The organism is Streptomyces sp. NPDC055013 (assembly GCF_053608645.1).
The window spans coordinates 1-13,094 of sequence record NZ_JBSGVW010000017.1 but is presented as its reverse complement, the minus strand read 5'-3'; the positions used below and the strand labels follow the sequence as shown (position 1 = coordinate 13,094).

The 13,094-nt window shown below is 73.1% G+C and carries 8 protein-coding genes and 1 pseudogene; 6 read left to right on the top strand and 3 right to left on the bottom strand.

Features of this window, described 5'->3' with window-relative positions; genetic code table 11:
* Positions 1–62: 62 nt before the first annotated feature.
* Positions 63–824 (bottom strand): GntR family transcriptional regulator, encoded by a 762-nt coding sequence (locus ACWGDB_RS21985; RefSeq protein WP_453823943.1) that lies wholly within the window; start codon positions 822–824, stop codon positions 63–65.
* A 169-nt stretch (positions 825–993) separates the two neighbouring features.
* The gene (locus ACWGDB_RS21980) at positions 994–1,878 is read right to left on the bottom strand and encodes an RNA polymerase sigma-70 factor (protein WP_453823942.1); all 885 of its coding nucleotides are present in this window, start codon (positions 1,876–1,878) and stop codon (positions 994–996) included.
* Positions 1,879–2,084: 206 nt separating this feature from the next.
* On the opposite strand from ACWGDB_RS21980, the gene ACWGDB_RS21975 reads away from it, so the two are divergent.
* Positions 2,085–2,915 carry an alpha/beta fold hydrolase gene (locus ACWGDB_RS21975; RefSeq protein ID WP_383629331.1) on the top strand — a complete coding sequence of 277 codons (831 nt, stop codon included), beginning with the start codon at positions 2,085–2,087 and terminating at the stop codon, positions 2,913–2,915.
* A 93-nt stretch (positions 2,916–3,008) separates the two neighbouring features.
* On the opposite strand, the pseudogene ACWGDB_RS21970 reads toward ACWGDB_RS21975, so the two are convergent.
* Positions 3,009–3,797, bottom strand: a pseudogene (locus tag ACWGDB_RS21970) (EamA family transporter); the annotation flags it as partial.
* Between the two features lie 341 nt (positions 3,798–4,138).
* Here ACWGDB_RS21970 and pdxR point away from each other — a divergent pair.
* From pdxR to ACWGDB_RS21945, 5 genes are all read left to right on the top strand, one after another.
* Positions 4,139–5,554 carry a MocR-like pyridoxine biosynthesis transcription factor PdxR gene (gene pdxR / locus ACWGDB_RS21965; protein ID WP_453824044.1) on the top strand — a complete coding sequence of 472 codons (1,416 nt, stop codon included), beginning with the start codon at positions 4,139–4,141 and terminating at the stop codon, positions 5,552–5,554.
* A 131-nt stretch (positions 5,555–5,685) separates the two neighbouring features.
* Positions 5,686–7,260 carry an alkaline phosphatase D family protein gene (locus ACWGDB_RS21960; protein ID WP_453823941.1) on the top strand — a complete coding sequence of 525 codons (1,575 nt, stop codon included), beginning with the start codon at positions 5,686–5,688 and terminating at the stop codon, positions 7,258–7,260.
* Between the two features lie 145 nt (positions 7,261–7,405).
* Positions 7,406–8,815 (top strand): SWIM zinc finger family protein, encoded by a 1,410-nt coding sequence (locus tag ACWGDB_RS21955; RefSeq protein WP_453823940.1) that lies wholly within the window; start codon positions 7,406–7,408, stop codon positions 8,813–8,815.
* Positions 8,812–11,511 (top strand): DUF7824 domain-containing protein, encoded by a 2,700-nt coding sequence (locus ACWGDB_RS21950; protein WP_453823939.1) that lies wholly within the window; start codon positions 8,812–8,814, stop codon positions 11,509–11,511. Before ACWGDB_RS21955 ends, ACWGDB_RS21950 begins: the two co-directional genes overlap by 4 nt.
* Before the next feature lie 96 nt (positions 11,512–11,607).
* Positions 11,608–12,969 (top strand): GNAT family N-acetyltransferase, encoded by a 1,362-nt coding sequence (locus ACWGDB_RS21945; protein ID WP_453823938.1) that lies wholly within the window; start codon positions 11,608–11,610, stop codon positions 12,967–12,969.
* The last annotated feature ends 125 nt before the right edge of the window (positions 12,970–13,094 follow it).

The following is a 13,094-nucleotide window of genomic DNA, read 5'->3' as shown; positions in this document are numbered from 1 at the left end:
CTCCTGAACAGGCGACGCGCCCCGGAGTGGATCCGGGGCGCGAGGCATGTGCAGGTACGACGTCAGGAAGCCTGGCGCTCCGGGCCCTGGTGGATCTCCACGCCGCCGGAGTCGCCGAACGTCAACCGGCAGGTGTCCGCACGGTAGGTGGCGACGGAGAGCGCGGCGGTACGGCCCTCGGCGAGGTAGCGGGTGGTCACGACGAGGACGGGCGCCCCCGGCAGGCGGTCCAGCTCCTTGGCGTCGTCCGCGCGGGCCGAGCCCAGCTCGACGGCGCTGTCCTGGCCCTCCAGCTCCAGGCGCTGCAGCTCGCGCAGCACGGCACGCGCGCGTGCCGCTCCGGACGGGGCGTCGATGGCGGAGAGGTCGGGCACCGACGACTGCGGGATGTACAGCAGTTCGGCGGCGACCGGCTGACCGTGGGTCACGCGCGAGCGGCGCACGGTGTGCACGGCCTCGTCCCGGCCGCTCTCCAGGGCGTCCGCGACGGATGCGGGCGCAGCCGCCAGTGCGCAGTCCACGGGCTGCCAGACGTCGTCGGTCGCCCCCGGCCAGGCGTGCTGCTCGCCCCCGACGGACACACCCACGCGCGGCGGCGCGACCGTCGTACCGACACCGCGGCGGCGCTGCAGCCTGCCTTCGAGCTCGAGCTGTTCCAGGGCCTGACGGAGCGTGGCCCTGGCGACGCCGAAACGAGCTGCCAGGTCGCGTTCGTTGGGCAGAATCTCGCCCACGGTGAACTCGGAGTCCAGTGCCTCACTGAGCACGGTCCTCAGATGCCAGTACTTCGGTTCCGGCACCGTTTCCAGCTGCGTGGTCCCCACCCTGTCCTCCGCAATCGCCGTGGCCCGTCGGCGTTTTAGCGCCCTTGTTTATTAAAGGTTGTTGCACTTATCTGCGACCATAGGGCGGCCCCCACCCTTGGTCAATACCAATCGCCGGGAACGTTCACGGGACCGGCGTGCCGCCACCGCCGGGACGGGGCGGTGGGAGCTACGCCGTCGCCAGTGACGTCAGCTTGTCGGGGTTGCGGATGATGTAGACCGACTGGATCCGCCCGTCCAGGACGTCCAGTTGGAAGACGCTGTCGGGCTTGTCGCCGGACCGCACCAGCACCGCGGGACCGCCGTTGATCTCCAGGAACCGGAAGGTGACGTCGGGAACGGCGTTCCGCGTGGCGCCCACGAGGAAGCGCCCGACCTTGTCGGCCGTCTCCAGGACCCGCACCGGCGCCTTGGCCTTGCCGCCGCTGTCGCCGATGAGACGGACGTCCGGGGCCAGCAGCGACATGAGCCCCTCCAGGTCGCCCCCCGCCGCTGCGGCCAGGAACCGTTCGGTGAGATCGCGTCGCTGGGCCGGGTCCACCTCGTACCGCGGCCGCCGCTCGTCGACATGCTTGCGGGCCCGCCCGGCCAGCTGGCGCACCGCCGCCTCGCCCCGCTCGAGCATGGCGGCGATCTCGGCGTACGGGTAGCTGAAGGCCTCCCTGAGGACGAACACCGCCCGCTCCAGCGGCGACAGTGACTCCAGGACGACGAGGACGGCGAGGGAGACGGAGTCGGCGAGGACGGCCCGCTCGGCGGTGTCCGGGACGGCGTCCCCGAAGTCGGTGACGTACGGCTCCGGCAGCCAGGGGCCGACGTAGGTCTCGCCGTGCGCCTTGACCTGGCGCAGTCGGTCGATGGCGAGTCGGGTCGTGATGCGCACCAGGTAGGCGCGTGGTTCGCGCACCTCGGACCGATCGGCGCCCGACCAGCGCAGCCAGGCCTCCTGCACCACGTCCTCCGCGTCGGCCACCCGCCCGAGCATGCGGTAGGCGACCCCCAGGAGGACGGGGCGGTGCTCTTCGAAGACGTCGGTCTCGGTGTCGGTGGTCACCGCTCCATCCCAGCCGACACGTACGGCCGTGTCCAGGCGAAATCGTCGCCCTCGGCCCTGTGGCGTTCAACCTCGGGGGGCGCAGGGCGGGTTGGAGGGGGCACGCGTGCCCGGTGTCCGCGACCGTCAGGGTCTACCCGTCGGTAGCAATTGCTGACAAGCTGTCTACGGCCGTCCGTCAGCATGTCCCAGTCGAGGAGCACCCCATGTCCGCCACCGTCTCCTTCCAGGTCGCCTCTCCCCACGGCCCGCAGAGCGTGAGCGTCGACTACACGCGCGTGGGGAGCGGCGAACCCCTGCTCCTGCTGCACGGGATCGGGCACCACCGGCAGGTCTGGGAGCCGGTGGTGGACATCCTCGCGACCGAGCGCGATGTGATCTCCGTGGACCTCCCCGGCTTCGGAACATCCCCGGGCCTGCCGAGCACCCTCTCCTACGACCTGGCGACGACGACGGCTGTGTTCGGCGCCTTCTGCGAAGCCATGGAGCTCGACCGGCCGCATGTGGTGGGCAACTCGCTGGGCGGCCTGATCGCGCTCGAACTCGGCCGCGAGAAGCTCGTGCGGTCCGTCACCGCCCTCTCCCCGGCCGGGTTCTGGTCGGAGGCCGAGCGGCGCTACGCCTTCGGCGTGCTGCTCGCGATGCGGCACATCTCGCGCCGGCTGCCGCTGCCGCTGGTGGAGCAGCTGTCCCGGTCGGCGGCCGGCCGTACGGTCCTGACGAGCACGATCTACGCCCGCCCCGGCCGCCGGTCACCCGAGGCCGTGGTCGCCGAGACCCTGGCGCTGGCGCGGGCCACGGGCTTCGACCAGACCCTCGACGCCGGCCGGACCATCCGGTTCTCCGACGACATCCCCGGGATCCCGGTCACCGTGGCCTGGGGCACCAGGGACCGGCTGCTCGTGCGCCGCCAGGGGGTGCGCGCCAAGCAGATCATCCCCCGGGCGCGCCTCGTCAGGCTGCCCGGCTGCGGCCACTGCCCCATGAACGACGACCCGGCGCTGGTCGCGCGCGTCATCCTCGACGGCAGCCGCTGACCCACGCGGGGCGCGTGTCAACGCGCCCGACCCCAGGGCGACTCCGGCACCGACCAGGGCGCTCCCCAGCGCCTGTACGGCGCCGTAGGAGCCCGTCCCGACGAGCGGGGCGGTGCAGGCGGCGGCCACCGGGATGAGGCCGGAGAAGAGCGTGGCGCGCTCGGCGCCGATCCGCTGCATGCCCATGTACCAGCACACGAAGCCCACCACGGTCACGACCACCGCCTGCCACAGCAGAGCGGCCGCCTCGGTGGTGTCGGGCCGCCGCAGCCACGCGGTGCCGTCCAGGAGCAGTCCGGCCGCCGCCGACTCGACCGCCGCGACACCGCACACCGTGGCCGACAGCAGCCGCGGGCCCAGCGGGCGCAGCACGGGCACGGCCAGGACGGCGAAACCGACCTCGCCGACCAGCGCGCACACGGAGAAGGCGATGCCGGCGCCGTCCGTACGCCCCCAGCCCTGGACCGTGACCGCGCCCGCGGCGACGAGCAACGCCCCGTACAGGACCGTCCGTTGGGGGCGGCGCTGGTCCAGCAGCGGGACGACGACGGCCACGACCACCGGCGCGCAGCCGACGAAGACCCCGGGAACCGCCGGTTCGGCCGTCCGCTCGGCGGCGATCACAGCCAGGTTGAAGCCGACCATGCCCACGGCGGCGAGCACCACGAGTCGGGCCCACTGACGGGCCGCGAGCGCACGCAGCCGGGCCGCAGCGTCACGCCCGGCCAACGGGACGAGCAGGAGGCAGGCGAGCGTGTACCGCAGGAACTGACCGCCGGCGTACGGGTAGTCGCCGAGGAGGCTGTTGGCGGTGAAGGATCCCCCGACGAGGATGCAGGCGAGCGCGGCGAGGAGGGCTCCGCGCGTGGCGTTGGCGTTCATGGAAGCGACGCTAGGAAGCGCAGCGGTCCGGATTAAGGTCCACTCTCATGACGCCATCGCAGACCAATCCGGCCGGGAGGACGGCCCCGCACGCCTCGGATGCCTCGACGTCGGAGGCCTCGACGGGGGATTCCGCAGGGCAGGAGGGGCGCACTGCGGGGCCGCGCGCAGGTGATCCGGCCGGGTCGGCCGCGTCGGCCGCATCCGCTGGGGCAGGCCGGGCGAGCGGCCCCGGTGGGCAGGCGCGGCACACTGCGACGCCTTCCGCGGGCGATCCGGCGGAGCCGACCCGTCGAGCGCGGGGCCCGGCGACGCCGGACGCGGGTGCCCCTCAGCCTCATCTGAATTCCGCTGCCTGGGAGTTGCTGCTGCCCGCCGCTTCGGCGCCCGCACGCGCGCGTGGGCGTTCGCTGCAGGCGGCGCTGCGTGAGGCGGTGCGGTCGGGACGGCTGGCGCCGGACACACGGCTGCCGTCGAGCCGGGATCTCGCGGCCGACCTCGGCGTGTCGCGCGGGCTGATCACCGAGGCGTACGAGCAGCTGACGGCGGAGGGCTATCTGCGCAGCGGCCGGGGTGCCGGGACCTGGGTGGGCAGTGCCGTACGGGCCGCACGGCCACGCGCGCGTGATCTCGCTCCACGCGCCACCGGCGCCCACGCCGACTTCGTACCCGGGACGCCGGACATGTCGCTGTTTCCGCGCGCCGCGTGGGCCGCCGCGCAGCGCGGGGTGCTGGCCGAGCTGCCGCACCACGAGCTCGGCTATCCCGACCCGCGCGGGCTCCCCCGGCTGCGTACGGCGCTGGCCGAGCTGCTGGCGCGGCGCCGGGGCGTCGTCGCGGACCCCGAGCGCATCGTGGTCGTCTCCGGGGTGGCGCAGGCGACGACGCTCCTCGGGTTCGTGCTGCACGCGCGCGGGCTGCGCGAAGTGGGCGTGGAGGACCCCGGGAGCCCGCAGCACGACGCCCTCTACGCGGCAGCGGGGGTGACCACCGTGCCGCTGCCGCTGGACGACGAGGGGCTCGCCCTCGGCCCGTTGCGGGAGTCGGGCGTACGGTCCGTCGTCACGACCCCGGCCCACCAGTTCCCCACCGGCATCGCCTACTCCGCGCGCCGCCGTGCCGCGCTGCTCGACTGGGCGCGGTCCGTCGACGGATTCCTCCTGGAGGACGACTACGACGGCGACTTCCGGTACGACCGTGCGCCCGTCGGCGCACTCCAGGGGCTCGACCCCGAGCGCGTCGCGTACGCGGGGTCGGTCAGCAAGTCCCTCGCACCGGGGCTCCGGCTCGGCTGGCTGCTGGTGCCGGAGGTGCTGGCCGAGGATGTCGTCGAGCGGAAACGGACCATGGACCTCGGTCATCCCACCCTCGATCAGGCACTGTTCGCCCGCTTCGTGGAGCGCGGTGACTACGACCGCCAGCTGCGCCGGTGCCAGCGCGCGTACCGGGAGCGCCGCGACACCCTCGTATCCGCCCTGGAGGAGCACTTCCCGGGCGCGGAGGTGTCCGGGATCGCCGCGGGCCTGCACGTCATCGCCGCGCTGCCGGAGCGGTACGGACCCCAGGAGCGGTTCCTCGCGCGCGTGACCGCGGCCGGGGTGGCGGTGCGCCCTCTGACGGACTACGGGCACGTCCGTAACGGGGAGGGCGGGCGCCCGGGGGTGCGGCTGGTCCTGGGATACGCGCACCTGGCGCCGACGCGGATCCGGGCGGGCGTACGGCTCATGGCCGACGCGGTCGTCGCGGGTCCGCGCTGAGTGGTACTGGCTCTGCACGCCGGTTCCCCTGCCCATGCGGTCAGTTGTTCACTTGTGGTTTCCGTGTGCGCTGCGGCGCACCAGTAGTTGTGGCACTGCACACTGGCCGGATCCCGCCCCTGGAGGCCTCCATGTCACACCGTCCGTCCCCGGGCCGCCGCAGCGTTCTGCGCGGCTCGCTCGCCGCTTCGGCGGCGCTCACCATGCCCACCGCGCTCGGCTCGGCGCCGGCGTTCGCCCTGTCGGGACGTCCCAAGGCGGGCTGGGGCGTACAGACGGGCGACGTGACCTGCGACTCAGGGCTGGTGTGGGTGCGGTCCGACCGGCCGGCCCGGATGATCGTCGAGACGTCCGCGACCGAGTCGTTCCGCACACCGCACCGATGGCACGGCCCGCTGCTCGGCGCGGACACCGACTTCACCGGCACGACACGGCTGCGCGGCCTGCCGTCCGGCGAGCAGATCCACTACCGCGTGCTGCTCGCCGACCCCGACGACCCGCGCCGTACCGGCGAGCCGGTCACCGGCACGTTCCGTACGGCCTCCGCGCGGCGGCGCGACGGAGTGCGCTTCGTGTGGTCGGGCGACCTCGCCGGGCAGGGCTGGGGCATCAACCCGGACTTCGGCGGCTACCGGATCTACAACGCGATGGCCGAGCTGAACCCGGACTTCTTCCTCTGCAGCGGCGACAACATCTACGCCGACGGCCCCATCACGGCCTCGGTCGCCCTGCCCGACGGCAGCACCTGGAGGAACATCACCACCGAGGAGAAGTCCAAGGTCGCCGAGACCCTGGCCGAGTTCCGCGGCAACTTCCGCTACAACCTGCTCGACGACAACCTCAAGCGGTTCAACGCCCAGGTCCCCTCCATCATCCAGTGGGACGACCACGAGGTCACCAACAACTGGTACCCCGGCGAGATCCTCGCCGACTCCCGCTACACCGAGAAGAACGTCGACGTCCTGGCCACACGCGCCCGGCAGGCGTTCTCGGAGTACTTCCCCATCTCCACCCTGCGCCGCCCCGACGGCCGCGTGTACCGGGTGGTCAACCACGGTCCGCTGCTGGACGTGTTCGTGCTGGACATGCGCACCCACCGCAACGCCAACTCGACCGACGACCAGGCCACCGACGCGCAGGGCATCCTCGGCACCGAGCAACTGCGGTGGCTCAAGCGCGAGCTGGCCCGCTCCCGGGCGGTGTGGAAGGTGATCGCCTCCGACATGCCGCTGGGGCTCGTGGTGCCGGACACCGGTGACGGCAAGCCGAACATCGAGGCCGTCGCACAGGGCGACCCGGGGGCTCCGCTGGGGCGGGAGCTGCAGATCGCCGAGCTGCTGCGGTTCATCAAGCACCGCAGGATCACCGGCACCGTGTGGCTGACCGCCGACGTGCACTACACCTCGGCCCAGCACTACCAGCCGGCGCGGGCCTCGTTCACCGACTTCGAGCCGTTCTGGGAGTTCGTCTCCGGCCCGCTCAACGCGGGCGCGTTCCCGGCGAACACTCTCGACAACACCTTCGGTCCGGACCGGGTGTTCATCAAGGCGCCGACGACAGCGAACGTCTCGCCCGCCGGCGGCTACCAGTTCTTCGGCGAGGTCGACATCGACGGCGGCAGCGGCGAGCTGACGGTACGGCTGCGCGAGTCCGACGGCACCGTGCTGTTCACACAGGTCCTGCAGCCGGGCCAGGTCGGTCAGTAACTCCCGTGGCCGGGAGGCCTTAGCCTGGAATCCGTGCCGCGCACCGGCGTCATCCCCCGGGGCGCGGCACGGTCGTACTCCCCACCCCAGAGGGTGTTTTCGCAGGTCAGGGTCGATTGTCAGTGGTCGCCTCTACGGTTTTTCCATGACGCGATCTTTGCAGGCCGTGGCCTATTGCCAACCCTCCGTGCTGGAGTCCGCCGCGGACGGACAGCGCCTGGGGCTCGAGACCTCACGAGGTGCGACGCCGTCGGGCGTCGAGGACCACCCGCGGTTCTTCGCGGGCTTCCTGACGTCTCCTCAGGTGGCCTCCGCCGGACTGCTCGCGGTGGCCGACGTGGCGGCCGCCCGGTACTACCAGCGGCAGCTGCACGCCTCCCTCGACCCGGTGGTGACGGGGAACGGTGACCGGCTGCGCTTCGAGTCCTTCTCCGGCTGCTGCGGGGTGTACGCCCGTCTGGACGTGCTGGAGTCGGGCCTGGACGGCGGCGAGGTGGGGCACGGCACGACGAACGTCGACGTCAACAACCCTTTGCGCGAGGCCCTGTCGAGGATCGGCGCGGACGATCCCCTCCATCTGCGGGTGGGCCCGGAGGAGTTGGCGGTGACCACGCTGGACGGGCCGGTCGTGGAGAAGAAGGTGCCACTCCCCGACCGCTGGCTGCGGGGCTTCGCGGAGGCCCACGTGATAGCGGCCGGCTTCGACCTGCGGGCCGAGCTTCCGGCCGCGGAGGCCGTGCGGTTCCTGCGGGCGCTGCCGCGCGGCGGGGCGCGGGGCGCATCGATCGGCGCGCGATGGGTGGTGCCCGCGGGGAGCGGGCTGCGGCCGACCACGCGCGCGGTGCCCGGCGCGGTGTGCCTGCCCGGCCCCGAGCGGCTGGTCGCGCTCCAGCGAGTGCTGCGGCATGCCACGGCCCTGCGGGTGTACGGCCCCTCGGTCACGGGCGGCGCCGCGTCGACGGCCAGTGCCTGGGAGGTGGTCCTGCCGGGCATGCGGCTGACGCTGACGCTGTCACCCGACGCCTCGCGCGGCTTCTCCGGCGAGGGCGGTGTCCTGGACGCCCTCGCGGCGGACGAGGCCGCCGAGGACGCGGAGCTGATCGCGGTGCTCCTCGCCTGGGAGCCCCGCGTCGACGTGGCCGACCTGGCCGCCGCCTCGGGACTCACGCCCGAGCGCGTCCGGGCGGCGCTGGTCCGCCTGGGCACGTCGGGGCGGGTCGGATACGACACGGCGGAGGCGGCCTACTTCCACCGGGAGCTGCCGTACGACGCCGGGCGCGTGGAGCGCCACAACCCGCGGCTGCGTTCAGCGCGGGCGCTGGTGGCGGCGGGCGCGGTCGCGCTGGACGGCGCCGTGGGGACGGTGACGGCCGAGGACGGGCACGTGCACCGGGTGCGCGACGAGGCGGGCGTGCTCAGCTGCAGCTGTCTTTGGTGGGCGAAGTACCGGGGCGGGCGCGGACCGTGCAAGCACGCGCTGGCGGTACGGATGGTGCGGCGGGGCATCGCCGCTGCGGAGCGGGACATGGCACGAGTCGACGGGGGTGCGCGATGAGTTCGCTGATGGAAGCGGTACGGGCCGGGCGGACGGCCGAGGTGGTGAGCCTGCTGGACGGGATGACGGATGCCGAACGGCGGGCGCTCTTCCCGGAGTTGAAGGCCCTGCGCAAGGAGCTGAGGGCGGACCAGTGGACCGCTCAGGCCCGCAGCGCCTATCCCACCCTGCATGTGGCGGGGACCGCATGCCAGACCGGTGCGGCCGGCGTGGCGAGTTGGCTGGCGGCCTCCGACATGCGCTGGTGGCCCGCTCCACCAGCGGTGCTGATCGACCTCCTGGGCGACCGGTCCCCCGGCTGGCTCGGCGACGTGGCCCACCGGCTGGCCGAGCGGCCGACCGGCTCACGTGTGCCGTATGAGCTGATGGCGGGCCTGGTACGGCTCTCCGGCTGTCCGGTGCCGACCACGGAGGCCTACGTCCACGGGTGGGTTCAGCACATCGGCCACGTCTGGCAGCGCGGTGACACGGTCCTGGACCGGCTGCGCAAGGACCCGCACCTCGCGCAGCTCACGGCCGCGCTCTTCGAGACGAACGACATCGGCAGCCGCCTGGCATGGACCGCGGACGAGGGCCCGAACAGCTGGACCGAGGCGCTGGCGACGCTCACCACCGAAGGCGTCCTGGACCGGAAGGCGACGGTCGACGCATGCCTGGCCCGGCTGCTGCGGGGCGGTTCGGCCGCCGACCACCGGGTGTTCCTGCGCATGCTGCGCGCATTCGCGCTGACCCGGGACGAGGAGCGGGAGCACACGGCCGGGTGGCTGGCCCTGGCTTCCGACGCCGCGTCCGTCGTGGCCGCGCACGCTCAGTCGGTGCTGGCGTCGTTGGCCCTGGACGACGAACTGACCACCCGTCAACTCGGCGAGATGTCGGGCGCAGTCCTCTTCCGCCCCGAGAAGAAGCTCGTGCGTGCCCAGCTGGTGCTGCTGGGCAAGGTTCTCGCCCGCGACGCTTCCACCGCCGATGAGCTACTGCCCGCCGCCGCCCAGGCCTTCGGACACGAGGACTCGGACGTACAGGAGCGGGCGCTGAAGCTGGTGGAACGACATGCGGGGAAAACCGGTACGGCCGAGACACGGGACGAACTCGCCTCCGCTGCCGCACAGTTGATCCCCACGCTCCGGATGCGTGCGGCCCAGAGCCTGGGGGCGTCCTCCGAGGCGTCGGAGCCGGTGCCGTACGAGGAGGTGTTGCCGCCCGCACCTGAGCCCGTGCGACTCCCGCCCGCGCCCGAGTCCGCGGAGGAACTAGCTGAAGAAGTCGGGGCATTGCTCGCGTCCGACGGTGATGTGGCGGCATTCGAGAGGACCCTGGACGGACTCGTGCGGCACGCGTACCGCGAGCGGGACGGGCTGGTGGAGGCGCTGGACCCCGTCGTCGCGCGCCGCTGGTGGGACGGCCGGGAGCAGGCGTACTCCTACAGTGCGGACGACTACTTCACCAGGCACCACGGCCTGATCAACGCGGCACACGGTCTTGAGCTCCTGCTGGCGACGCTGTGCGGGAAGGTGCTCACGGCGACGCTCCACAAGGCCGTCCAGCGCGGGACCGTCACGAGCGACTGCGGCCACAGCCCGCTCGCCCGGGCCTTCGAAACCCGCATCTGGGAGATGGCGTACCGGATGCGCACCGAGCCTCTGCCGTTCCTGCTGTCCACGCCCACGTGGGGCACAGGTCTGCTGGAGCCGGACGAGTTGGTGGCGCGTCTCGACGAGTACCGGCGGCTCGGCGCCCGGGTGTCGAAGGCCGACTTCGCGCAGGCGCTGCTGAGGGTCCGACGCGCTGACCGTGCGTTGGCCGAGGCGGCCGCGGAGCGGGCGGCGGCGCTGGGCACGGCCGAGGGGACGCGTCTCGCCGACTGGCTGACAACCGGGGCTCCAGCCGCGCCGGCGTGCCACCGGAAGACGTCCGGGGACCGCATACTCGTCGAGTCCGGGGAGATCGCCGAGTTTCAGGGTGACTTCCCGGCCGGGTTCCGTCCGTTGGGACGGCCGGTGAGCTTCGACCGGGATCGCCGGTACTGCTGGCATTGGGACGACGGCATGCGCCGGCACTGGCTGGCCCTGTTGCCCGAGCAGCGTGAACTGGTGGCGGTCAGAATGCTGCGCGAACTGTCGGCGGTCGCCGTCGACGACGCCCGGGGCGACACGGCGGTCCTGCCCGCGCTGGCCGAGTCGGGCGGGGAGGCCGGTGATGCGGTGCACTTGGCCGTGGCGTACGGGCTCGGTGCGCGGCACCCGGAGGACCGGCTCGCCGCCGTGGACGCCCTGCTGGTGCTGGCGGCGCGCGGGCAGCTCGACGCGGCCCGGATGGGCGCGGATCTGGGGCAGTTGGTGCGACGCGGGGCCGTGAAGCCGTCGCGGCTCGTGGAGTCGGCGCGTACGGCTGCGGCCACGGGGGCGAACGCCGCCATCTGGGAGATGCTCCGGCACACCCTGCCCGTCCTGCTCGCGGACCTCGCATCGGATGGAGCTACCGGTGGGGCGACCGGGGCTGCGGCCGACGGCGCTGCCGGTGGGGCGACCGCGCCTCCACGCGGCCTCGCGGATCTCATTGCGGTCGCCGCGGAGTGCGCCGAGCGAACGGGGGCACGCGAGGAACTGCCGCACCTGGCGCGGGCAGCGGACCGCCGTGGCTCGTCCCGGCTGGTGACCCAGGCCCGGCGCCTGCGCAGCGCGTTGGCGGCCGCCTGACCCGACGAGAAGGTAAAAAACAATACAAAAGGGTTCTTTACCGCCCGGTCACAAAGCGTTCGTGATCACGCAACACCGTTCCTTCACAGTGGGTGCATGAGTCGAGACATATCTGATGTGACGCGCGCGCAGTCCGGACGTTCTGGCCACCCCTGGCGGAGGAACGTCGCCCAGGTCGCGGAACTCTTCACGGCGGGGTTCCACTCATGGTGGTCACGCCGCCACGGTCACGCGCCTCCGACGGGCGATACCGGTGCCCGGCCGCGCTCCGACGCGCAGGCCGGGCTGCCGGACCGGTCGCCGGAGACGTCCGTGACGGTGTCCGATGAGGGCGCCCTCTGGCGGATGCGGACGACGGTGCAGGACGAGCCGGGGTCGCTGGCCGCGCTGTGCACGGCCCTCGCCGGGCAGCGGGTGGACATACTGAGCCTGCAGACGCATCCGCTGGCCGAGGGCACGGTGGACGAGTTCCTGCTCCGTGCGCCCGGCGGGCTCACGGCGGCCGACATCTCCCGTGCGGTCTCGGAGGCCGGCGGTTCCGGGACCTGGATCGAGCGGGCCGACGCCCACGACCTGGTGGACGCGCCGACGCGGGTGCTGGGCCTGGCCACCCGTACCGCCCTGGACGCCGCCGAACTGCCTTTGGCGCTGCGGCAGTTGCTCGGACGGTGCACCATCCGCTCCCTGCCCGCAGTGCCTGCCGTGGGCGCAAGGGGACCCGAACCGGTCCCGGTGGAGGGTGCGCTCGAGGACACGGTGATGCGGCTGCGGGCGCCGGAAGGCGGAGTGATCACCGTGGAGCGGCCGTATCTGCCGTTCACCCCGACCGAGTTCGCGCGGGCGCGGGCCCTCGTGGAGCTGGATGCCCGGCTCGGGCCGCGCGTGCCGGGCAGCCAGGACGTGCTGACGCTGCCCGAGGGCAACGACATCACGGTGCGGCGGGCGGACACCGGTGACGTTCGGGCCGCGAAGGAGATGCACGAGCGGTGCTCGACGCGGACGCTCGGGATGCGGTACCACGGGCCGGTCGGTGACGCGGACCGGTATCTCAACCACCTGCTCAGCCCCCGCTTCGGCCGCACGCTCACCGTGCAGACGGCGTCGGGCCGCATCGTCGGGCTCGGTCACCTGCTGTGGGACGGCGACGAGACGGAGGTCGCGCTACTCGTCGAGGACGCCTGGCAGCGGCGCGGCATCGGCAGCGAGTTGCTGCGCAGGCTGGTGGGGATGGCGGTCGAGGCGGGCTGCGAGAGCGTGTACGCCGTGACGCAGTCGTCCAACACCGGCATGGTCGCCGCGATGCGCGCCCTGGGCCTCCCCCTCGACTATCAGATCGAGGAGGGGACCCTGGTGATCACGGCCCGCCTGGGTGCGTCGCCGGTTGAGCCGGAGGGGGCCGTGGGGGTTGTGGGGCACGTGTCGAGTTCGGGTGAGTGGCGGCGACCCGAGGCGCCGTAGAGGCTACTGGCGGGGGGCGCGGCCGGGGGCGCGGGGGGCCCGCCGCCCCCCCCGCCGACACCGCGCGAGGCGCGCGCCCGGCGCGCCCGAGGGGGGGCCCCCCCCCCCCCCCCGCGCGGGGGCGC

What these genes read in the sequence shown, in the direction of transcription:
- ACWGDB_RS21975 (WP_383629331.1), top strand. Translation starts at nt 2,085, where the DNA reads ATGTCCGCCACCGTCTCCTTCCAGGTCGCCTCTCCCCACGGCCCGCAG.
- ACWGDB_RS21960 (WP_453823941.1), top strand. Translation starts at nt 5,686, where the DNA reads ATGTCACACCGTCCGTCCCCGGGCCGCCGCAGCGTTCTGCGCGGCTCG.
- ACWGDB_RS21945 (WP_453823938.1), top strand. Translation starts at nt 11,608, where the DNA reads ATGAGTCGAGACATATCTGATGTGACGCGCGCGCAGTCCGGACGTTCT.
- ACWGDB_RS21955 (WP_453823940.1), top strand. Translation starts at nt 7,406, where the DNA reads ATGACGCGATCTTTGCAGGCCGTGGCCTATTGCCAACCCTCCGTGCTG.
- ACWGDB_RS21950 (WP_453823939.1), top strand. Translation starts at nt 8,812, where the DNA reads ATGAGTTCGCTGATGGAAGCGGTACGGGCCGGGCGGACGGCCGAGGTG.